This is a genomic window from Streptomyces sp. NPDC044106, from assembly GCF_056433985.1.
On record NZ_JBWKFZ010000011.1, the window covers coordinates 32,020 to 52,459 of the forward strand.

The following is a 20,440-nucleotide window of genomic DNA, read 5'->3' on the forward strand; positions in this document are numbered from 1 at the left end:
CCTAACCGGAGGTGCGGCGCGCGGGCGAACCGGTCTCAGGGTGCGGGCTGCCGGTGGCGTCGCCCGCGGCGACGGCGGCGGACCGTTCGCGGCCCCCGCCCCGCCCCGCCGCGAGGACCACGCACCCCGCCGCTCCCGCGAGCGCCGCGCAGAGCGGCCACAGCAGCCCCGGCGCCGCGGTGTACAGCGCGCCGCCGAGCGGGGCCGACAGCACGACGCCGCTGACGGAGAAGCCCGAGTACAGGCTCTGGAAGCGGCCCTGCGCGTGCGCGGGCGCGTGGTCGGCGACGTACGCGGTGGCCGGTGTCTTGTAGAGGATCTCGCCCGCGGTGAGCAGCAGCATCATGGCCACGGCGGTGGCGGTCCCGGTGCCGAGGGCGAGCACGGCGTAGCCCGCGCCGACGAGCAGCAGCCCGGCCCCGATGATCCGCAGCGGCGCGCGACCGCGCAGCGCGAGGGTGGCGGGGAGTTCGAGGAGGAGGATGACGCCGCCGTTGATCGCCAGGAGCCAGCCGTAGACGCCGGTGCCGAGGCCGTGCCGGTCGAGGTCGACGGGGAGCGTCGAGTACTGCTGGCGGTAGACGAGGTCGGTGACGAGGATCGCGGCGAGCAGGACGAGGACGGTGGGGCGCTCGCGCAGGGCGGCGCGGACGCCGTGCTCCGGGCCGACGGTACCGGCCGCCTGCCCGCGCGTCGCGCCGTGCGACGGCAGCACCCGCCAGGCATACGCGGCGAAGACGAGCGTGCCGATTCCGTCGACGACGAAGAGCGAGGTGTACGAGGTGCGGGCGATGAGCAGCGCGCCCAGCGGGGGTCCGACGGTGAAGCCCGCGTTGGCCGCGAAGCGCATCACGGCGAAGCCCTGGCGGCGCGCGCCCTCGGGCACGGTGACGGCGACGAGGGCGCCGTTGGCGGCGCGCACGCAGCCGCCCGCGTACTGGCCGACGGCCGGCACCACGTACAGCAGCGCGGCGGGCAGGACGGGCAACGCGAGTACGCCCGCGCCGCTGATCAGGGAGCCGGTGAGGAGCACGCGGCGGTGGCCGAACCGGTCGCCGAACCAACCGCCGGTGAAGTTGCCCGCGACCATCCCCGCGCCGCCGATGCCGCTGATCAGACCGGCCACGGCGACGGAGAGGCCGCGCTCGTCGGTGAGGTAGACGAAGAAGTAGACGAAGGTGAAGGCGACGACCATGTTGAAGAACTGGCCGGCGGCGAGCAGCCACACGGTCCTCGGCACATCCCGCAGCCCTTGTCCCGGCGTCCGCTCCCGCTGTCGACCACGCTTGCCCCGCACCGCGCCACCCCCGTCGGCCCAGGCCCACGCCCGAGTCAGTTCCTTTTGGGAACGGACTATGTCAGGATGGCAGCCATGGCGCAACGGACCCGGCTCGACGACGATGACTGCGCCATCGCGCAGGCCCTGGACGTCGTGGGCGACTGGTGGACCCTGCTGATCGTGCGCGACGCGGCGCGCGGGGTGCACCGCTTCGACGCGCTCCAGCGCGAACTGGGCCTGTCCCGCAAGGTGCTGACCGAGCGGCTGCGGCTCCTGGTCGACGCGGGCGTACTCGCCCGTGTCCCCTACCAGGACCGCCCGGTGCGCCACGAGTACCGCCTGACGCCGCGCGGCCGCGCGCTGCTGCCCGTTCTTGTCGCCCTCCAGGACTGGGGCGACACCTGGATCCTCGGAGAGGGAGAGACGATGGCGACCGCGACGGAGGCGTCCCTGGAGGCGCAGCGGGTCCACGCGCTGCTCGGCACGCGCGTGCCGGAACTCCAACTGGCCGGCCGGGGGGGCGCATTGCTCGACCCGGTGGCCGCGGACACACCCTGCACCGTCCTGTACTGCTTCCCCGGCGCGTACGCCCGGCAGGAGGCCTACCCGCCCGGCTGGTCGCAGATCCCCGGCGCGCGCGGCTGCACGCTGGAGTCCTGCACCTACCGCGACCGGCTCGCGGAGTTCACCGCGGCGGGCGCGACCGTGCACGGCGTGTCCTCCCAGCGCCCCGACGAGCAGCGAGCGTTCGCCGAGAAGGAGGGCCTGCGTTTCCCGCTGCTCTCGGACGCCGACCTGGCGCTCACGGCGGCGCTGCGCCTGCCGACGTTCCGCGCGGCGGGCGTGAGCCGGATGAAGCGGCTGACGCTGGTGGTGGACCGCGACCGGGTGGTGCGGGACGTGCAGTATCCGGTCACCGACATCACGGCGAGCGTGGAGGCGGCCCTGGTGACCGTCAAGTCCCTGACACCAGCAGCCGGTTGAGCACCTCCCGCGTATACCCCTCGTCGTACTCGCCGCCGGTGATCAGCACTTGCAGGCAGATGCCGTCCATCAGGGCGACGAGGGCGCGGGCGGTGACCGGATCGGTGCGCCGCTCCAGCAGTTCGGCCAGCCCCGCGCACCACTCGGCGGCGACCGGGCGCAGGGCGGGCCTGCGCAGCGCGGCGAGGTAGAGCTCGTACTCCAGCTCAAGCCCCGCACGCTCGCCCGCGAACCACTCGGCGAGCAGCCGGGCGAGCTCCCCCGCGATGTCGGCCCCCGGGTCCTCGAACACGCCGCCCGCGTCCACCACCTTCGCGAAGCTCTCGTTGGTCTGCCGCAGCGCGGCCACCATCAGCTCGTCGAGCGTCTTGAAGTGGTACGTGGTCGAGCCCAGCGGCACATCGGCCTCGGCGGCGACCGAGCGGTGGCTGAGCCCGCCGATCCCCTTCGCGGCGACCACGCGGATCGCCGCGTCGATGATGCGCTGCCTGCGCTCGGGGTCGTAACGGCGGACCATCAGTGCGCACCGCCCAGATTGAGCACGACGACGCCCGCGATCACGAGCGCGATCCCGCTGATCTTGAGCAGCCCCGCGGGCTCCCCCAGGAACAGCATCCCGATCGCCGCGACGGCCGCCGTGCCGATGCCCGCCCAGATGGCGTAGGCGGTCCCCACGGAGAGCGTCTTGAGGGTCTGCGCAAGCAGCGTGAAGGCGAGCAGATATCCGGCGACGGTGATGAGCGAGGGCCATAGCTTGCTGAACCCCTCGCTGTACTTCATGGCCGTGGTCCCGGCCACCTCCGCAGCGATCGCCGCGGCCAGCAGTGCGTATCCCATGCGTACGAGTGTACATATCGTTGCGTACGAGCGTACGTAACGCCGGACGCACGTCGGCCCCCCGTACCCGAAGGCGCGGGGGGGCCGATGCGTCAGCCGTGGCTCGGAGCTGGAATCAGACGTTGAACCCCAGCGCCCGAAGCTGCTCGCGGCCATCGTCCGTGATCTTGTCCGGGCCCCACGGCGGCATCCAGACCCAGTTGATCCTGAGTTCGTTGACGATGCCCTCCGTGGCGGACTTCGCCTGGTCCTCGATGACGTCCGTCAGCGGGCACGCCGCCGACGTCAGCGTCATGTCGATCGTGGCGATGTTCGCGTCGTCGATGTGCACGCCGTAGATCAGGCCGAGGTTGACGACGTCGATGCCCAGCTCGGGGTCGACGACGTCGTACAGCGCCTCGCGGACCTCTTCCTCCGAAGCGGGCTTCGTCGTGAGTGTCTCGTTCTCGCTCATGCCGTCTTCCTCTCAGCGGCCCCGTCGGTCTCTCCCAGCGCCTGGGCCGTCGCGTCCTTCCAGGCCATCCAGCTCAGCAGGGCGCACTTCACCCGCGCCGGGTACTTGGAGACACCGGCGAACGCGACCGCGTCCTCCAGGATCTCCTCCATCGCGTCGTCCGGCTCCAGCTTGCCCTTGGACTGCATCAGCTCCAGGAAGACCTCCTGGACCTTCTGCGCCTCCGCGAGCTCCTTGCCGACCAGGAGGTCGTTCAGGACGGACGCGCTGGCCTGGCTGATGGAGCAGCCCTGCCCCTCGTACGACACGTCGGCGATGGTCGACCCGTCGTACTTCACGCGCAGCGTGATCTCGTCGCCGCACGTCGGGTTGACGTGGTGCACCTCGGCGTCACCATCGCGCAGACCACGCCCGTGCGGGTGCTTGTAGTGGTCCAGGATGACTTCCTGGTACATCGAATCCAGCTTCACGTTGCCCAGCCAGCCCCTCAGCCGAAGAAGTTCCGTACGTGCTCCAGGCCGTCGACGAGAGCGTCGATCTCGCCGGGCGTGGAGTACAGATAGAACGACGCTCGCGTGGTCGCAGGAATTCCGTAGCGGAGGCAGACGGGCCGTGCGCAGTGGTGGCCGACGCGGACCGCGATGCCCTGCTCGTCGAGGACTTGGCCCACGTCGTGCGGGTGGATGTCACCGAGCGTGAAGGAGATCGCGGCGCCGCGCTCCTCGGCCGTCGTCGGGCCGATGATCCGGAGGTCGGGGACCTCCAGGAGGCGCTTGACCGCGTACTCGGTGATCGCGTGCTCGTGCGCGGCGATCTTGTCCATGCCGATGGCCGAGAGGTAGTCCACGGCCGCGCCCAGGCCCACGGCCTGGGAGACCGGCGGCGTGCCGGCCTCGAACTTGTGCGGCGCGGGAGCGTACGTCGACGAGTTCATCGACACGGTCTCGATCATCTCGCCGCCGCCGAGGAAGGGCGGGAGGTCCTCCAGGAGCTCCTGCCGTCCCCACAGCACGCCGATGCCCGTCGGGCCGCACATCTTGTGGCCGGTGAAGGCCACGAAGTCGGCCTGGAGCGCCTGCACGTCCAGCGGCATGTGCGGGGCGGCCTGCGAGGCGTCGATCAGGACGAGCGCGCCGACCTCCTGGGCGCGGCGCACGATGGCCTCGACCGGGTTGTGCGTGCCCAGGATGTTGGAGACAAGCACGAAGGAGACGATCTTCGTCTTCTCGGTGATGACCTCTTCGATGTTGGAGAGGTCCAGGCGGCCGTCGTCCGTGAGGCCGAACCACTTCAGCTTCGCGCCGGTGCGCTGCGAGAGCAGCTGCCACGGAACGATGTTGGAGTGGTGCTCCATCTCCGTGATGACGATCTCGGTCTCGTGGTCCACGCGGTAGGGCTCGTCGGCCCAGCCCAGCATGTTGGCCACGAGGTTGAGCGACTCCGAGGCGTTCTTGGTGAAGATCACCTCGTCGCGGCTCGGCGCGTTGATGAACGCGGCGACCTTGTCACGCGCGCCCTCGTACAGCGCGGTGGCCTCCTCGGCGAGGACGTGCACGCCGCGGTGGACGTTGGCGTTGTGCTGCTCGTAGTACTCGTTCAGCACGTCGAGGACCTGGCGCGGAGTCTGCGAGGTCGCCGCGTTGTCCAGGTATACGAGCTTCTTGCCGTCGTGGATCCTGCGATCCAGGATCGGGAAGTCCTTGCGGATCGCCTCGGTGTCGAGGAGGCCGGAAAGCCCCTGGTGGGCCACTGTCACGCGGATGCGCCGCCCTTCGTGTAGGCCTCGTAGCCCTCGGCCTCCAGCTTGTCGGCGAGCTCGGCGCCGCCGGACTCGGCGATGCGGCCGTTGGCGAAGACGTGCACGAAGTCGGGCTTGATGTAGCGCAGGATGCGCGTGTAGTGCGTGATCAGCAGGGTGCCGACCTCGCCGGTCTCGCGGACGCGGTTGACGCCGTCCGAGACCTGGCGCAGGGCGTCGACGTCCAGGCCGGAGTCCGTCTCGTCGAGGATCGCGATCTTCGGCTTGAGGAGCTCCATCTGGAGGATCTCGTGGCGCTTCTTCTCACCGCCGGAGAAGCCCTCGTTCACGTTGCGCTCGGCGAAGGCCGGGTCCATCTGGAGCTGCTCCATCGCGGACTTGACCTCCTTCACCCAGGTGCGCAGCTTGGGGGCCTCGCCGCGGATCGCCGTCGCCGACGTGCGCAGGAAGTTGGAGACCGAGACGCCGGGGACCTCGACCGGGTACTGCATGGCGAGGAACATGCCGGCACGGGCGCGCTCGTCGACGGACATCTCCAGGACGTCCTCGCCGTCGAGGGTGACGGTGCCCTTGGTGATCGTGTACTTGGGGTGACCGGCGATGGAGTAGGCGAGCGTCGACTTGCCGGAGCCGTTCGGGCCCATGATGGCGTGGGTCTCGCCCTGCTTCACGGTCAGATCGACGCCCTTGAGGATCTCCTTGGTGGAGTTGTCGGCCTCGACGGTGACGTGCAGGTCCTTGATTTCAAGCGTTGCCATGGGTGCCTCAGGACTCCTGGGAGAGGGAGACGAGCACATCGTCCCCTTCGATCTTTACGGGGTATACGGGGACAGGGCGCGTCGCGGGGAGACCGGACGGCTTGCCGGTGCGGAGGTCGAAGGCGGAGCCGTGCAGCCAGCACTCGATCTGGCAGTCCTCCACCTCGCCCTCGGAGAGGGAGACGTTCGCGTGCGAGCAGATGTCGTTGATCGCGAACACCTCGCCCTGGGTGTGGACGACCGAGACGGGCGTGCCGTCGAGCTCCACCCGCTTGGGGGTGTCCTCCTCCAGCTCGCCGAGGCCACAGACCCGAACGAACCGAGCTTGGTCAAACGTCATGCGACGGTCGCCTCCAGCTCCTCTTCGATCTTCGCGAGGAGGCGCTCCTCGACGTCGGGCAGGCCGATCTGCTGGACCAGCTCGGCGAAGAAGCCGCGGACGACCAGGCGACGGGCGTCCTCTTCCGTGATGCCGCGCGACTGCAGGTAGAAGAGCTGCTCGTCGTCGAAGCGGCCGGTCGCAGAGGCGTGGCCCGCGCCGACGATCTCACCGGTCTCGATCTCGAGGTTCGGCACCGAGTCGACCCGCGCGCCGTCGGTGAGGACGAGGTTGCGGTTCATCTCGTACGTGTCCGTGCCCTCGGCGGCGGCCTCGATGAGGACGTCGCCGATCCACACCGCGTGGGCCTCGTCGCCCTGGAGCGCGCCCTTGTAGACGACGTTGGACTTGCAGTGCGGGGTGTTGTGGTCGACCAGGAGGCGGTGCTCCTGGTGCTGGCCCGCGTCGGTGACGTACAGGCCGAAGAGCTCGGCCTCGCCGCCGGTGCCCGCGTAGGTGACGCGCGGGTGGAGGCGGACCAGGTCGCCGCCGAAGGTGACGACGACGGACTTGAAGGAGGCGTCGCGGCCGACCAGCGCGTTGTGCTGGGCGACGTGCACCGCCGTGTCGTCCCAGTCCTGGACGGAGACGACGGTGAGCTTGGCGCCGTCGCCGACGACGAAGTCGACGTTGGCGGCGAGCACGGCGTCACCGGTGTGGTCGATGACGACGAGGGCCTCCGCGAAGGCGCCCAGCTCGATGACCTGATGTGCGAAGGCGGTGCCGCCCTCGCCGTGCACGGCGATCCGGATCGGCTCGGTGAGGACCGTCTCCTTGGGGACGGTGACGACCGAGGCCTTCTCGAAGGACGAGTACGCCTGGGCGGCGACGCGGTCGACGGGCTTGCCCGCCTTGCCGACGCGCGCGTCGTCCCGGTCGACGGTCTCCTGGAGGACGCCCTCGGGGGCGCTCACCTCGACACGGATGCCACCGTCCGCCACCGCCGTGCCGTCGTGCAGCCCGCGCAGCCGCTCCAGCGGCGTGAACCGCCACTCCTCCTCGCGGCCGTGCGGGACCGGGAAGCTGTCCACGTCGTAGGACGGGGGAGCGCTCATGCGGGTGGCGACGGTGGACTCGGCGGCCACCGCGATCGATCCGGCGGTGGTGCTTCCCACCGGGATATTCTGAGCCTCAGCCATGGCTGTCGTCGTGCTCTCTCTCTGCGTAAGAAGTCAGTCGCTGCGGAGGATGGTCGCCGGAATTAACCGACCGAACCCTCCATCTGCAGCTCGATCAGCCGGTTCAGCTCCAGGGCGTACTCCATGGGCAGCTCCTTGGCGATCGGCTCGACGAAGCCGCGCACGATCATCGCCATGGCCTCGAACTCCGTCATGCCGCGGCTCATCAGGTAGAAGAGCTGGTCGTCGGAGACCTTGGAGACCGTCGCCTCGTGACCCATCGACACGTCGTCCTCGCGGACGTCGACGTAGGGGTAGGTGTCGGAGCGGGAGATCGTGTCGACGAGCAGCGCGTCGCAGAGCACGTTCGACTTCGATCCGGCCGCGCCCTCACCGATCTCGACGAGGCCGCGGTACGAGGTGCGGCCGCCGCCGCGCGCCACCGACTTGGAGACGATGTTGGAGGAGGTGTTCGGCGCCATGTGGACCATCTTGGAGCCGGCGTCCTGGTGCTGGCCCTCGCCCGCGAAGGCGATGGACAGCGTCTCGCCCTTGGCGTGCTCGCCCATGAGGTAGACGGCGGGGTACTTCATCGTCACCTTGGAGCCGATGTTGCCGTCGATCCACTCCATAGTCGCGCCCTCGTACGCCACGGCGCGCTTGGTGACCAGGTTGTAGACGTTGTTCGACCAGTTCTGGATCGTCGTGTAGCGGCAGCGGCCGCCCTTCTTCACGATGATCTCGACGACGGCGGAGTGCAGCGAGTCCGACTTGTAGATCGGCGCGGTGCAGCCCTCGACGTAGTGGACGTAGGCGTCCTCGTCGACGATGATCAGCGTCCGCTCGAACTGGCCCATGTTCTCCGTGTTGATGCGGAAGTAGGCCTGGAGCGGGATCTCGACGTGCACGCCCTTGGGGACGTAGATGAACGAGCCGCCGGACCACACGGCCGTGTTCAGCGAGGCGAACTTGTTGTCACCGACGGGGATGACGGTTCCGAAGTACTCCTTGAAGAGCTCCGGGTGCTCCTTCAGCGCCGTGTCGGTGTCCAGGAAGATGACGCCCTGCTCCTCCAGGTCCTCGCGGATCTGGTGGTAGACGACCTCGGACTCGTACTGGGCGGCGACACCGGCGACGAGGCGCTGCTTCTCCGCCTCGGGGATGCCGAGCTTGTCGTACGTGTTCTTGATGTCCTCGGGCAGGTCCTCCCAGGACTCCGCCTGCTTCTCCGTGGAGCGCACGAAGTACTTGATGTTGTCGAAGTCGATGCCCGACAGGTCCGAGCCCCAGTTCGGCATGGGCTTCTTGTCGAAGAGGCGCAGGCCCTTGAGGCGGAGCTTGGTCATCCACTCCGGCTCGGACTTCTTGGCCGAGATGTCCCGGACGACGTCCTCGTTGATGCCGCGCTTGGCAGAGGCACCGGCCGCGTCGGAGTCGGCCCAGCCGTATTCGTAGTTGCCCAGACCCTCGAGTTCGGGGTGGGCAGTCTCCGTGGGGAGCGTCATGCGGGGTTCCTCCCGGCCGTGCTTGCTGATGCTGATGGGGTGGTCCGTGTGGTGCTGTCGCTGTCGCCGCTGGTGCCACTGCGCGGGATGAACGTCGTGCAGACGCCGTCTCCGTGGGCGATCGTGGCGAGACGCTGCACATGCGTGCCGAGCAGCGTGGAGAAGAATTCCGTCTCCGCCTCGCACAGCTGCGGGTACTGCTCGGCGACATGCGCGACAGGGCAGTGATGCTGGCAGAGCTGCTCGCCGACCGGTGCGCTGCGCGCCGTGGCAGCGTACCCGTCGGCGGTCAATGCCTTCGCGAGGGCCTCGGTGCGCTCCGCGGGCGGCGCGGCGTCCACGGCCCGCTTGTACGCCTCCGCCTGGGCGGCGATCCGCGCCCTGGCGAACTCGACGACCGCGCCCTCGCCGTGGTGCTCGGTGATCCACCGGAGCGCGTCCGCGGCCAGCTTGTCGTACGACTGGTCGAAGGCGTCGCGGCCGCAGTCGGTCAGCGCGAAGACCTTGGCGGGCCGGCCCCGGGTCCTGGCCCCGTAGACCCGCTGCTCGCGGGGTTCCACGACGTTCTCATGGGCGAGGGCGTCGAGGTGGCGGCGGACGGCCGCCTGGGTGAGGCCGAGGCGCTTGGCGAGGTCGGCGACGGTGGACGGGCCGTGGTCCAGGATGGAGCGCGCGACCCGGTTGCGCGTGGAGTGGTCCGAGCGCATCCCGGCCGCGAGTTCCTCCTGCGGAGCCTCGCCAACGTTTTTCACAACGCCATTGTTGCGTAATTCCTCAGGGCCTGACAACCCGTGTCCAGAGCGGCCACCGGTGCGCTGCATCACTTAGGCATACCTAAGCTGACCTGCGGAAACGATCACTGATCGATCAAAGCGCACCGCCCACGCAGCGTGGCCCGCAGGCTCCTCCACCATGTCGGCACCCCCTCCGACCGGCCCTTTGTGCCAGTACGCGGCCGAACTCCGCCGCCCCGCCCGACCCGGCCCCCGCCGCCGTCCCTAGACTGGCTCACCATGCGAAACGAGCCCGTCGTCCAGATCCGGAATCTGGTCAAGCGGTACGGAGACAAGACCGCGGTGGACGGTCTCGACCTGACGGCCGGGGCAGGCGTCACCGCCGTCCTCGGCCCCAACGGCGCGGGCAAGACCACCACGATCGAGACCTGCGAGGGCTACCGGAAGCCGGACTCCGGCACCGTCCGCGTCCTCGGCCTCGACCCGGTGCGCGAGGCCGAGGCGCTGCGGCCCCGCATCGGCGTGATGCTCCAGTCCGGCGGCGTCTACTCCGGCGCCCGCGCCGACGAGATGCTCCGCCACGTGGCCAAGCTGCACGCGCGCCCCCTCGACGTCGACGCGCTGATCGAGCGCCTCGGCCTGGAGAGCTGCGGCCGCACCACCTACCGCAGGCTCTCCGGCGGCCAGCAGCAGCGCCTCGCGCTCGCGATGGCCGTGGTCGGCAGGCCCGAGCTGGTCTTCCTCGACGAGCCGACGGCGGGCCTCGACCCGCAGGCGCGCCGGGCCACCTGGGACCTCGTACGCGATCTGCGCCGCGACGGCGTCGGCGTCATCCTCACCACGCACCACATGGACGAGGCCGAGGAACTCTCCGACGACGTCGCGATCATCGACGCGGGCCGGGTCATCGCCCAGGGCAGCCCCGACACGCTGTGCCGCGGCGGCGCCGAGAACACCCTCCGCTTCACCGGCCGCCCAGGACTGGACATCGCCTCGCTGCTCAAGGCGCTCCCCCCGGACTCGGCCGCGGCGGAACTGACCCCCGGCTCCTACCGCGTGAGCGGCACGGTCGACCCGCAGCTGCTCGCCACGGTCACCACGTGGTGCGCGCAGCACGGCGTGATGCCGGACCGGATCTCGGTCGAACGCCACACTCTCGAAGACGTCTTCCTGGAGCTCACCGGCAAGGAGTTGCGCTCATGACGCAAGCCCACTCGTCCTTCGGCCGGGGGCCCGGGGATTGTCCCCAGGGAAGGCACAGCCTCGAACTCACGGGCAGGGAGCCACGCGGATGAGCGCCGCCGGTACGTACACGCCGGAGCCGGGCGCCGCCCCGCTCCCTCGCATGATCGCCGCGCAGGCGGCGCTCGAGACGAAGATGCTGCTGCGCAACGGCGAGCAGCTGCTCCTCACCATCGTGATCCCGACCCTCCTGCTCGTCCTCTTCAGCGCGGTCGACATCGTCGACACGGGCGACGGGGACGCGGTCGACTTCCTCGCGCCCGGCGTCCTCGCGCTCGCCGTCATGTCGACGGCCTTCACCGGCCAGGCCATCGCGACGGGCTTCGAACGGCGCTACGGCGTGCTCAAGCGACTCGGCGCCTCGCCGCTCCCGCGCTGGGGCCTGATGACGGCGAAGACCCTCTCGGTGCTGGTCACCGAGGTCCTGCAGATCGTGCTGCTCACGGTCATCGCGTTCGCCCTCGGCTGGTCGCCGCACGGCAACCCCCTCTCCGTGCTCCTGCTCCTGGTGCTCGGCACGGCGGCCTTCTCCGGCCTCGGCCTGCTGATGGCGGGCACCCTCAAGGCCGAGGCGACGCTCGGCGCGGCGAACCTCGTCTTTCTGCTCCTGCTCCTGGGCGGCGGCGTCATCGTCCCCCTCGACAAGTTCCCCGACGCGGCCCGCACGGTGCTCGACCTGCTGCCCGTCTCGGCGCTCTCGGACGGACTGCGCGACGTCCTCCAGCACGGTGCGGGCATGCCGTGGGGCGACCTCGGGATCCTCGCGGTGTGGGCGGTGCTCGGCCTCGGCGCGGCGGCGAGATTCTTCCGCTGGGAGTGACGCGCGCGGGGCGGGGCTCCCCCGCCGCGAATGACGTGTGCACGGAGCGGGCACTCCCGTTCCGTGGCCGACACCCCGGAATTACCCGGACCGCGCCGGGTCCGCGCCCTGCAGCCCCTGCTGCACGACGTGGTGATCTGCGTCGCGGCCCCCGCCTTCACCGCGTCGTCCCGCGACGGCCAGCTCCGCGGCGCCCGGGCCGACGGCTTCTACGACCACGACCGCAGGCTCCTGCACACCCTGCGCCTGCTGGTCGACGGCCGTGAGCCCGAGCCCGTCGGCGTCCAGCCGCTCGGCCCCCACCAGGTCCGCTTCACCTCCGTGCACCGCTGCCCGGGCGACGGCACGGCCGACCCGACACTGATCGTCGAGCGGGTGCGCACCGCGGGCGAGGGCGAGACAGTCCTGCTGCGCAACGTCGGCCCCGCCGTCCGCCGACTGCGGGTGGAGCTGGCCGCCGCCACCGACCTGGCCGACATCGCCGACGTGAAGCGCGGACTCCCCGGGCGCGCCGTGCCCCCGTCGGTGGACGGCGGGGACCCGGCCCTCGCCTGGCGCGCCCCCAACGGCCGCGCGCGGGTCGCCGTGACGGGCCCGGCCGAGCCCGAGACGTCGGCAGGCCCGACGCGCGGCACCTTCACCTGGCGCCGGGTCGAGCTGCCGCCGGGCGGCTCCTGGCTGGTCCGGCTCGCCGTCACGGGCCGCGCGGTGCCCGCCCCGCCGGACCACCCGGTCGCCGCTTCCCCGTACGTGCCCTGGTCGGAGCCGGTGGTACGGGGCGACCGGCGGCTCGTCGCCCTGGTCCGCCAGGGCCTCGCCGATCTGCGGGCGCTGCGGCTCGCGGACGGCTCGGGACGCAGGTCGGCGCCCCGCGACGACCAGTTCATCGCCGCGGGCTGCCCCTGGTACCTGACGCTCTTCGGCAGGGACTCCATCTGGTCGGCCCGCATGCTGCTGCCGCTCGGCACCGAACTGGCCCGCGGCACCCTGTGGACCCTCGCCCGCCGGCAGGGAACGGTCCACGACGAGTTCCGCGAGGAGGCGCCGGGGCGGATCCTGCACGAGCTGCGGCCCGCGGAGTCGCAGCACGGCCACGGCCTCCTGCTCCCCGCCCACTACTACGGCTCCGTCGACGCGACCCCGCTCTTCGTCTCGCTCCTCGTCGACGCCTGGCGCTGGGGCCTGCCCGCCGCCGACGTCGACGGCCTCCTGCCGTACGCGGAGCGGGCGATGGACTGGATCGTCGCCACCTGCGGCAAGGACAAGGACGGGCTGCTGCGCTACTACCCTCGCCCCGGCGGCCTGCTCCACCAGTCCTGGAAGGACTCCGTCGACGCGGTGCGCGACGCGGCGGGCCGGCGCGTCGAACCGCCGCTGGCCATCTGCGAGGTGCAGGGATACGCCTACGAGGCGGCGGCCGGGCTCGCCGACCTGCTGCACTCCCGGGGGGCGGAGCGGCGGGCCAGGACGCTGCGCGGGTGGGCGGCGGCGCTCCGCCGCCGCTTCGCCGACGCCTTCTGGATCGACAGCAAGGAGGGCCCGGCCCCCCGCTACGTCGCCATCGCCGTCGGACTCGGCCTCGATCCGGTCAGCGGCCCGGCCTCCAACATGGGCCAGCTGCTCGCCACCGGCATCCTCGACCGGGACGGCTGCGCCGACGTCGCCGCCTGGCTCGCCGCGCCGGGGCTGAACTCCGGCTGGGGGCTGCGCAGCCGGTCCGCGGCCGTGCCGGGCTTCAACCCGCTGAGCTACCACGGCGGTTCGGTGTGGACGCACGACACGGCCATCGCCGTGCAGGGGCTGTGCGCGTCGGGCCACCACGCCGAGGCCGCGGCGCTCGCCGACGGCCTGCTCGACGCGGCGGTCCACTTCTCGTACCGGATGCCGGAGCTGTACGCCGGTGACGCACGGACCGAGAACTCCCCCGCCCCGCTCGCCTATCCGGCGGCCTGCCGTCCGCAGGGCTGGTCCGCGGCGTCGGGTGTGGCGGTGCTCGCGGCCCTGCTCGGCCTGCGCCCCGACGCGCACCGTCGGCGGCTCGGGGTGCGCCCGCTCCACCCGGAACTGCTCGGCCCGCTCTCCGTGACGGGACTGCGCCTCGCCGGTGCGGAGCTCTCCGTACGGGTCGACCGGGACGGCCGGGCGACGGTGGCGGGGCTGCCGGAGGGGTGGCTGAGCGACACCGGCGCGGACAACGGCTCGGGCACCGGTTCAGGTGCCGGTCCAGGTGCCGGTCCAGGTGCCGGTCCAGGCACTGCTTCAGACACCGGTGCGCGCGCCGGCCCCGACCTGGCCCGCTGACGCCCCGTCCGCCCGGGCGAGCAGCCTGCGGTACTCGCTCTGCATCTGCCCCAGGTACATCGTGCGCAGATCGAAGTGCTCCCTGACGTGGGCCCGTCCGCGCAGCCCCATCAGACGTCCGGTCTCCCGGCGGTCGAGCAGTTCGGCGAGGCGCACGGCGAGCAGTCCGGCGAGCTGCTCCGTGTCCCGGCCGGGCACGAGGTAGCCGATCACCCCGTCGTCGTCGACGCCCTCGTCGAGGCCGCCCATCCGGGTCACGACGACGGGCCGCGCCGCGGACATCGCCTCCAACGGGGCGAGCCCCATCGGCTCATTGAAGACGGAGGGGTAGACGACGACGGTGGACTCCGCGTAAAGATCAGGCATTTGTTCGACGCCGGCCTCGACGAAATCCACATACGGCTCCAAGCGGCGCTCTTCGATTTCCTTTTCGAGGCTTTCCCGGAAACCGATCTTCTCGCCGTGGAAATCGACCGTCTGCCGGGTGTCCGTGAGGACGAGCCGAGGGGTGAATGCGCACATGCGGCGTTTGACGATCAGGTCGAGCGCGGCGACCGCGAGCATCGCGCCCTTGTCCGGGATCAGCCGCGCGGGCAGCAGCACCGTGCCGGGCCGCGGCGCGACGTCGAGCGGGGGGATCTTCGCGTACGCCTCGGTGTCGATGCCCAGGTAGGTGCGCTCGGCCCGCACGCCGAGCACGTCGGCGCAGGCGGTCCGCAGGAAGGCGGAGACGGCGTAGTGGCCGTCCCACTGGGCCGCGTCGAGCGTGGAACCGCGACTTCCCCGCTCGCCCCAGATGCTGTGGTACGTGTGGCAGAGCACCAGCCGCAGCGGCTCGCGCAGCGCCTCCAGGGCCCTGGCCGGGTCCGCGCTGAAGTGGTGCAGGTTGTGGCAGTGGACCACCCTGATGCCCCGCTCGCCGAGGACGTCGGCGAACCACCGGGTGAGCTGGTGCCGGTCGTCGGGACCGCGCTCCACCCGGGCGAGGTCGAGGGCCGGGTGGGTGAGCACCTCCACGTCCGGCCGGCCGGACGCCTTGGCCTTGAGCGTCCCGGTGAGCACGGTGACGCGGTTCCCCTGCCGCGCCAGCAGTCGCGAATAGTCCCACAAATGGGATTCGACCCCACCGACGCAGGGCGGAAAGGACCAGTGGACCAACGCGATATGCATCCCGGACCCCGGGGGTTGATCCTTCGTGCCGAGATCCATACCGCCTCCGTACCGTCGATTCCGCGAAGCGCAGATATTAGTCCCGGAATCCGCTGCGGCCGTATTCCGGTCCGGCCGCTTTTCCCCCGAGAATAAGAGTGTGCTGCGCACGGCACGGGCCAGACGGTCAGGGGGAACTGATGTCCGTATTGATTTCGGGATTGGTCACCGGCGCACGCAAGCAGTTCGGCACGGTACGCAGGCGGGCCACCAACACGGTGAAGCGGCTCACCGCCGGCGCCACCGCGCTCTCCGGCGTGGCGATCGCCCTGGTGACGCTCCTGAAGGACAAGACGAGCGGACCGCTGATGTGGATCCTCGTCGGCTGCATCGTGCTGTGCATGGTGACTCTCGTCGGCGCGGCCGCCCCGCCGCACGCGCGCTCCGCCGAGGAGGCCCCTTCGACCGCCTTCCCGCCCAACAACCTCCCTTTCCGGTCACGGTACTTCGTCGGCCGCGCGAGGGAAATGGCCCGGATCGAGCGGACGCTGCGCCCCGCCCGCACCCCGAAGGACCGGCGCGTCTGCGTCATCCACGGCACCGGCGGCGTCGGCAAGTCCCAGCTGGCCACCGCGTACGCACACGACAAGCTGGCCCACCACACCCTCACCCGCTGGCTCAACGCCACCAGCCCCGACCGGCTGCTGTGCGACCTCCTCGATCTCGCCACCCTGCTCGGCATCGCCGACCACGAGTCGAAGACCGTCGTCCTGACCCGGCTGTGGAGCTGGCTGCGCGACCACCCCGACTGGCTCCTGATCTACGACAACGTCCAGCTCGACGGCGCCGAGCCGCACGCCGACGGACCCGTCGACCGCCAGCAGCGGCTGCAGCCCCTGCTGCCGCCCGAAGGCGTCGGCGAAGTCCTGATCACCACCCAGCTGCGCGAGGGCTGGACCGGCCTCTGCCCCGACCCCGTCGAGCTCAGCGTCTACGACGAGGCCGACGGCATGGCCTTCCTGCGGCTGCGCACCGGCTCGGCCGCCGACGAGCGGCTCGCCCGGCTCGGCGAACAGCTCGGCTGGCAGCCCCTCGCCCTGGAGCAGGCCGGGGCGTACATCGAACAGGCGGAGATCAGCGTCGAGGGCGAGGACTTCGAGGGCTACCTGGAGCGGCTGTCCGAGCGGAGCGCCGACAGCGACGCGAGGACCTTCCAGCTGGCGATCGAGCGGGTCGGCGCCCAGCACCCCGCCGCCGAGGACCTGCTGCGGCTGTGCTCCTTCCTCGCCTCCGAGGACGTGCCGCGCACCATGCTCTTCCGGGCCCGCGCGGTCCTGCCCGACCGGCTGCGGCTGGTCATGGAGGACCAGCTCGCCTTCACCCGGCTGGTCCTCAAGCTGGTCGACCACTCGCTGATGACCCGCCACGGCGGCGGCCGGACGAAGGACGTGACGTACGGGATCCACTCCCGGGTGCAGATCTTCATCCGCTCCCGGCTGACGGGCCACGAACGCCTGGAGTGGTCGCAGGCCGCCGTCCGGCTGATAGAGACCGCCTTCCCGCAGACCCCCGAGCAGCTCGACTCGCGGGTCGACTGCGAACGCCTCATGCCGCACGTCGACGCGGTCACCGCCGAGCCCGCCTGGGCCGCCGACAGCGAGGGGGACGGCGACGGCGAGCTGGGCGCCGCGCAGGACCCGGAGGCGCTGATGCGGCTGCTGCACCGGGCGGGCTGCTACCAGAACCACCGCTGCGACTGGGAGAGCGCGCTGGCCTTCTTCAGCCGGGAGGCGGAGCTGCGCAGGCTGGGGACGGGGTCCGACCACAGCCTGGCGGCGTCCCATCTCGCCCTCGCCCGCCAGCACTACCTCCTCGCCCACCTGGACACCGCGGAGGCGGCCTGCGGAAGGGCGCTCGCCCTGTGCGACGCCCACAAGGACGACGACGCCTTCCAGCAGGTGCGGGCGCAGTGCTGCCGCCAGTTCGGCGGGATCCTGCGGGAGCGCAACCGCTTCCGCGAGGCCAGCGGCTACCTCGAATCCGCCCTGCGGATCTACGAGCACCAGGGCTCAGGATGGGAGGTGCTCGACTGGGCGGTCACCGAGCAGGAGGCCGGCATGATCCACCGCAACGCGGGCCGGCTCACCGACGCGCTCGACTGCTACGGGCGCGCCCGCGACCTGGTCAGCAGCGGCGGCTCCACCGGTCTCGAGGAACATGTGCTGTTCCACGCGATGCTCGACCGCGACATCGGGATCGTTGCCCAGGACCGCGGCGACCTGGACACCGCGGAGCGCGAGCTGTCGGCGGCGCACACCGTCTTCCGCAACAAGCGCGGCGCGGAGGACTTCGAGACCGCGCAGGTCGCCAAGTTCCTCGCGGACGTGCTGCGCCGCAAGGCCCAGCGGTGCCGGGCCGAGTCCCGGCGCACCCGCAATCCGCTGCGCAAGCGCCGGCTGCACGCCCAGGCCCAGGCCCATCTCACGACGGCGCACGACCTCCTCGGACCCGTCCTCGCCCTGCTCGGCGAGCGCCGCAGGACCGAGGCGCACACGTACGCCGCCTGCCTCAACAAACTGGGCTCGCTGCAGTGGGCGCAGGGCCACCTGCACAAGGCCGTCGACACGCTCCGCGAGGCCGAGGAGATCTACGTCACCGCGTACGGCCCCGACCACCACTACCGCGCGAAGACCCTCTCCCGTCTCGGCCCGGTACTGCGGGCATCGAACGACCGGCACCGGGCCGAGCAGGAGCTGCGCACGGCGGAGCGGATCTTCGTCGCCAGCCTGGGAGAGGACCATCCCTCGCTCGTGGCGGTCTACGAGTTCCTCGCCGACTGCGCCCCGGACCCGGCGCGGGAGGCGGAGCTGCGGGCCCGGGCCGACCGCATCCACCGGTCACTCTGGGACAACTCGTCCCCCTCGTGAAGACATGCACAAGCGGCCCCCTACGATGGTGCGCGTGCCAAACGTGACCCGAGCCGATATCGCCTCCGCCGTGCGGAACCCGCTCGCCTTCATCGCCGAGCGCTGGACGCCGACCCAGCGGACCGTCCAGCAGGCGGCCATGATCTCCCTCGTCATGACGGTCGTCATCGTGGTGACGGGCGGCGCCGTGCGGCTGACCGGTTCGGGGCTCGGCTGCCCGACCTGGCCCAAGTGCACGGAGGAGTCCCTGACCGCGACGAGCGAGATGGGCTTCCACGGCGTCATCGAGTTCGGCAACCGCATGCTGACGTACGTGCTCTGCGCGGCCGTCGGCTGGGCGATCATCGCGGCCCGCTCGCAGAAGCCGATGCGGCGCAGCCTCACCCGGCTCGGCTGGATCCAGTTCTGGCTGGTGATGGGCAACGCCGTGCTCGGCGGCTTCGTGGTCCTCGTCGGCCTCAATCCGTGGACGGTCGCGGCGCACTTCCTGCTCTCCTGCGCCCTGATCGTGGTCGCCATCACCATGTGGCAGCGCACCCGCGAGGGCGACGGCGAGCCGCGCCCGCTGGTCGGCAAGGCCGTGGTGCAGCTCGTCTGGTTCCTGGTCGGCGCCGCCGCGCTGCTGATCGCGATGGGCACGGTCGTGACGGGCTCCGGGCCGCACGCCGGTGACTCCAGCGACGTGCCGCGGATGGGCTTCGACTGGGAGGCGGTCAGCAAGCTGCACGCGGTCCTCGCCTGGATCGTGGTGACGCTGGCGTTCGCCCTCTGGTTCGTCCTCAAGGCGGTCGACGCGCCGTCCGGCCCGCTGGCCCGCACCCGCCAGCTCTTCCTGGTCCTGCTCGCGCAGGGCGCGATCGGCTACGTCCAGTACTTCACGGACCTGCCCGAGCTCCTGGTCGGCGTGCACATGTTCGGCTCGTGCCTGGTGTGGATCGCCGTGCTGCGGGTGCTGCTCTCGCTGCGCGAGCGGCCGCTCACCACGGCGGACGTACCCGCCCAGGCGGACGACTCCCGCCTCTCGGCCGTCTGAGAGCCGCTCTCACCGCCCGTCGAGGAGCCCGTAGACCCGGCGGGCGTTGCCCGCGGCGATCAGTCCCGCCACGCGCTGCGCGTCGGTGAGCGACCAGGCGCCCTCCGCGACCCAGGTGCCGAGCACCCGCCCGAGCGCCTCCCGGAACAGGTGCGCGCCGACGACGTGCAGTTCGGGCAGCCCCAGGGCGCCGCTGGAGAACAGCACCTTGCCGAAGGGCGCGAGTTCCAGGATCTCGGCGAGCACGGCGGCGGCGCGGGCCCCGGTGCGCACCAGCGCGGGGCCGAGGTCGGCGTACACGTGCGGGAAGACGGCCGCCAGGTGTGCGGCGCTGCGGTGGTAGGGGTAGCCGTGCAGCAGCACCAGGTCGGTGCCGAGCCCCGCGGTGGCCCGCGCGAAGTCCCCGAGGTACGTCTGCGGGTCCCCGGCGCCCGCGTGCAGTTGCAGCGGCCGCCCGGAGGCCACCGCGATCCACAGCAGGTGCCGCAGCAGTACGGGGTCGGTCAGCGCCCCGCCCACCTGGCGTCCGGCCAGCCAGCGCACCACGGCGCCCCGTACCTCCCCCGGGCCCGGCGGCTCCGCGGCCAGGGCGAGGGGGTGGCGCACCCCGGCCACCGAGGTGAAGGCGACGGCGCCGACGGCGGCGGCGTGCACGGACTCGGCGAGATTGGCCAGAAACGCGTCGGCGGTGCCCGAGGTGTCCGCGACCTGTTCGGCGAGCAGTTCCAGGCGGACGATCTCGCGGGCGTCGGCGTCACCGGTGCAGGCCATCTCGGCGGGCCCGGTCAGGTCGCCCGGCAGCCCCGTGTCGACGAGGTACGTGGTGATGCCGCTGCCCCGCAGCAGGCGCCGCCCCGATTCCAGTACGCCGAGTTCGCGGCGGCGTGCGAGGTAGCGGGCGGGCGGGCAGTGCGGTTCGAGGCCGAGCAGCGGCGGACACCAGCGGCGCACCGCGAAGCCGGTCTGCGTGTCGAAGAAGGTGGTGCCGGGGGCGGGCGGGCCCTCGCCCCGGCCGAGGTGGGCCTCGAAGGTGCCGAGGCCCAGCTCGCTGCGGAGGACGCCATGGCAGTACTGGTCCACCAGGGACGGCGTTTCGATCATCCGGACTCCCGATGAGTGGACCTTGCTCCTACGGTCCTAACGGGTGACCCGGGTGTCAGG

At 71.4% G+C, this 20,440-nt stretch carries 19 protein-coding genes; 6 read left to right on the forward strand and 13 right to left on the reverse strand.

What is annotated here, in order from left to right:
* Window position 1 precedes the first annotated feature (1 nt).
* Window positions 2-1,195: an MFS transporter gene (locus AC07DI_RS20900; RefSeq protein ID WP_478905770.1), complete on the reverse strand. Its 1,194-nt coding sequence runs from the start codon at window positions 1,193-1,195 to the stop codon at window positions 2-4.
* Between the two features lie 177 nt (window positions 1,196-1,372).
* On the opposite strand from AC07DI_RS20900, the gene AC07DI_RS20905 reads away from it, so the two are divergent.
* Window positions 1,373-2,263 carry a winged helix-turn-helix transcriptional regulator gene (locus tag AC07DI_RS20905; protein ID WP_478905607.1) on the forward strand — a complete coding sequence of 297 codons (891 nt, stop codon included), beginning with the start codon at window positions 1,373-1,375 and terminating at the stop codon, window positions 2,261-2,263.
* Here the strand turns inward: AC07DI_RS20905 and AC07DI_RS20910 are convergent.
* The 10 genes from AC07DI_RS20910 to AC07DI_RS20955 form a co-directional block, all read right to left on the reverse strand.
* Complete coding sequence (locus tag AC07DI_RS20910) at window positions 2,235-2,780, reverse strand: TetR/AcrR family transcriptional regulator (RefSeq protein ID WP_384260999.1); 546 nt, start codon at window positions 2,778-2,780, stop codon at window positions 2,235-2,237. The genes AC07DI_RS20905 and AC07DI_RS20910 overlap by 29 nt on opposite strands.
* The gene (locus AC07DI_RS20915) at window positions 2,780-3,100 is read right to left on the reverse strand and encodes a DMT family transporter (RefSeq protein ID WP_478905608.1); all 321 of its coding nucleotides are present in this window, start codon (window positions 3,098-3,100) and stop codon (window positions 2,780-2,782) included. Before AC07DI_RS20915 ends, AC07DI_RS20910 begins: the two co-directional genes overlap by 1 nt.
* Before the next feature lie 115 nt (window positions 3,101-3,215).
* Window positions 3,216-3,554, reverse strand: coding sequence for a metal-sulfur cluster assembly factor (locus AC07DI_RS20920; protein ID WP_030358830.1), 339 nt, complete (start codon window positions 3,552-3,554; stop codon window positions 3,216-3,218).
* Window positions 3,551-4,024: a Fe-S cluster assembly sulfur transfer protein SufU gene (gene sufU, locus AC07DI_RS20925; protein ID WP_384260995.1), complete on the reverse strand. Its 474-nt coding sequence runs from the start codon at window positions 4,022-4,024 to the stop codon at window positions 3,551-3,553. Before sufU ends, AC07DI_RS20920 begins: the two co-directional genes overlap by 4 nt.
* 17 nt (window positions 4,025-4,041) lie before the next feature.
* Window positions 4,042-5,310 carry a cysteine desulfurase gene (locus AC07DI_RS20930; protein WP_478905609.1) on the reverse strand — a complete coding sequence of 423 codons (1,269 nt, stop codon included), beginning with the start codon at window positions 5,308-5,310 and terminating at the stop codon, window positions 4,042-4,044.
* A complete protein-coding gene (gene sufC, locus AC07DI_RS20935) occupies window positions 5,307-6,071 on the reverse strand; it encodes a Fe-S cluster assembly ATPase SufC (protein ID WP_365145094.1) in 765 nt (254 codons plus the stop codon). The genes AC07DI_RS20930 and sufC overlap by 4 nt, the downstream gene beginning before the upstream one ends.
* Before the next feature lie 7 nt (window positions 6,072-6,078).
* The gene (locus tag AC07DI_RS20940; protein ID WP_384260990.1) at window positions 6,079-6,411 is read right to left on the reverse strand and encodes a bifunctional 3-phenylpropionate/cinnamic acid dioxygenase ferredoxin subunit; all 333 of its coding nucleotides are present in this window, start codon (window positions 6,409-6,411) and stop codon (window positions 6,079-6,081) included.
* The gene (gene sufD, locus AC07DI_RS20945) at window positions 6,408-7,589 is read right to left on the reverse strand and encodes a Fe-S cluster assembly protein SufD (protein WP_478905610.1); all 1,182 of its coding nucleotides are present in this window, start codon (window positions 7,587-7,589) and stop codon (window positions 6,408-6,410) included. Before sufD ends, AC07DI_RS20940 begins: the two co-directional genes overlap by 4 nt.
* Window positions 7,590-7,651: 62 nt before the next feature.
* Window positions 7,652-9,073: a Fe-S cluster assembly protein SufB gene (gene sufB / locus AC07DI_RS20950; RefSeq protein WP_223773968.1), complete on the reverse strand. Its 1,422-nt coding sequence runs from the start codon at window positions 9,071-9,073 to the stop codon at window positions 7,652-7,654.
* Window positions 9,070-9,825 (reverse strand): helix-turn-helix transcriptional regulator, encoded by a 756-nt coding sequence (locus tag AC07DI_RS20955; RefSeq protein ID WP_478905611.1) that lies wholly within the window; start codon window positions 9,823-9,825, stop codon window positions 9,070-9,072. Before AC07DI_RS20955 ends, sufB begins: the two co-directional genes overlap by 4 nt.
* 261 nt (window positions 9,826-10,086) lie before the next feature.
* On the opposite strand from AC07DI_RS20955, the gene AC07DI_RS20960 reads away from it, so the two are divergent.
* From AC07DI_RS20960 to AC07DI_RS20970, 3 genes are all read left to right on the forward strand, one after another.
* The gene (locus AC07DI_RS20960) at window positions 10,087-11,010 is read left to right on the forward strand and encodes an ABC transporter ATP-binding protein (RefSeq protein ID WP_478905612.1); all 924 of its coding nucleotides are present in this window, start codon (window positions 10,087-10,089) and stop codon (window positions 11,008-11,010) included.
* Between the two features lie 88 nt (window positions 11,011-11,098).
* Window positions 11,099-11,869, forward strand: coding sequence for an ABC transporter permease (locus AC07DI_RS20965; protein WP_384260980.1), 771 nt, complete (start codon window positions 11,099-11,101; stop codon window positions 11,867-11,869).
* 63 nt (window positions 11,870-11,932) lie between these two features.
* Window positions 11,933-14,170 (forward strand): glycogen debranching N-terminal domain-containing protein, encoded by a 2,238-nt coding sequence (locus AC07DI_RS20970; protein WP_478905613.1) that lies wholly within the window; start codon window positions 11,933-11,935, stop codon window positions 14,168-14,170.
* On the opposite strand, the gene AC07DI_RS20975 is transcribed toward AC07DI_RS20970, so the two are convergent.
* On the reverse strand, window positions 14,129-15,379 hold the full coding sequence (locus tag AC07DI_RS20975) for a glycosyltransferase family 4 protein (RefSeq protein ID WP_478905614.1): 1,251 nt from the start codon (window positions 15,377-15,379) through the stop codon (window positions 14,129-14,131). The two genes, AC07DI_RS20970 and AC07DI_RS20975, sit on opposite strands and share 42 nt — an antisense overlap.
* Window positions 15,380-15,519: 140 nt before the next feature.
* Between AC07DI_RS20975 and AC07DI_RS20980 the strand changes: the two genes are divergently transcribed.
* The gene (locus AC07DI_RS20980) at window positions 15,520-18,246 is read left to right on the forward strand and encodes a tetratricopeptide repeat protein (protein ID WP_478905615.1); all 2,727 of its coding nucleotides are present in this window, start codon (window positions 15,520-15,522) and stop codon (window positions 18,244-18,246) included.
* 4 nt (window positions 18,247-18,250) lie between these two features.
* A complete protein-coding gene (locus AC07DI_RS20985) occupies window positions 18,251-19,279 on the forward strand; it encodes a COX15/CtaA family protein (protein ID WP_478905616.1) in 1,029 nt (342 codons plus the stop codon).
* Between the two features lie 9 nt (window positions 19,280-19,288).
* Here AC07DI_RS20985 and AC07DI_RS20990 read toward each other — a convergent pair whose 3' ends face one another.
* Window positions 19,289-20,380 (reverse strand): amidohydrolase family protein, encoded by a 1,092-nt coding sequence (locus AC07DI_RS20990; RefSeq protein ID WP_384260968.1) that lies wholly within the window; start codon window positions 20,378-20,380, stop codon window positions 19,289-19,291.
* Window positions 20,381-20,440: the final 60 nt, after the last annotated feature.

Coding starts and splice junctions, on each gene's coding strand:
- AC07DI_RS20900 (WP_478905770.1), bottom strand. CDS start 1,195: ATGGTCGTCGCCTTCACCTTCGTCTACTTCTTCGTCTACCTCACCGAC.
- AC07DI_RS20905 (WP_478905607.1), top strand. CDS start 1,373: ATGGCGCAACGGACCCGGCTCGACGACGATGACTGCGCCATCGCGCAG.
- AC07DI_RS20910 (WP_384260999.1), bottom strand. CDS start 2,780: ATGGTCCGCCGTTACGACCCCGAGCGCAGGCAGCGCATCATCGACGCG.
- AC07DI_RS20915 (WP_478905608.1), bottom strand. CDS start 3,100: ATGGGATACGCACTGCTGGCCGCGGCGATCGCTGCGGAGGTGGCCGGG.
- AC07DI_RS20920 (WP_030358830.1), bottom strand. CDS start 3,554: ATGAGCGAGAACGAGACACTCACGACGAAGCCCGCTTCGGAGGAAGAG.
- sufC (WP_365145094.1), bottom strand. CDS start 6,071: ATGGCAACGCTTGAAATCAAGGACCTGCACGTCACCGTCGAGGCCGAC.
- AC07DI_RS20940 (WP_384260990.1), bottom strand. CDS start 6,411: ATGACGTTTGACCAAGCTCGGTTCGTTCGGGTCTGTGGCCTCGGCGAG.
- sufD (WP_478905610.1), bottom strand. CDS start 7,589: ATGGCTGAGGCTCAGAATATCCCGGTGGGAAGCACCACCGCCGGATCG.
- sufB (WP_223773968.1), bottom strand. CDS start 9,073: ATGACGCTCCCCACGGAGACTGCCCACCCCGAACTCGAGGGTCTGGGC.
- AC07DI_RS20960 (WP_478905612.1), top strand. CDS start 10,087: ATGCGAAACGAGCCCGTCGTCCAGATCCGGAATCTGGTCAAGCGGTAC.
- AC07DI_RS20965 (WP_384260980.1), top strand. CDS start 11,099: ATGAGCGCCGCCGGTACGTACACGCCGGAGCCGGGCGCCGCCCCGCTC.
- AC07DI_RS20975 (WP_478905614.1), bottom strand. CDS start 15,379: ATGGATCTCGGCACGAAGGATCAACCCCCGGGGTCCGGGATGCATATC.
- AC07DI_RS20980 (WP_478905615.1), top strand. CDS start 15,520: ATGTCCGTATTGATTTCGGGATTGGTCACCGGCGCACGCAAGCAGTTC.
- AC07DI_RS20985 (WP_478905616.1), top strand. CDS start 18,251: ATGCACAAGCGGCCCCCTACGATGGTGCGCGTGCCAAACGTGACCCGA.
- AC07DI_RS20990 (WP_384260968.1), bottom strand. CDS start 20,380: ATGATCGAAACGCCGTCCCTGGTGGACCAGTACTGCCATGGCGTCCTC.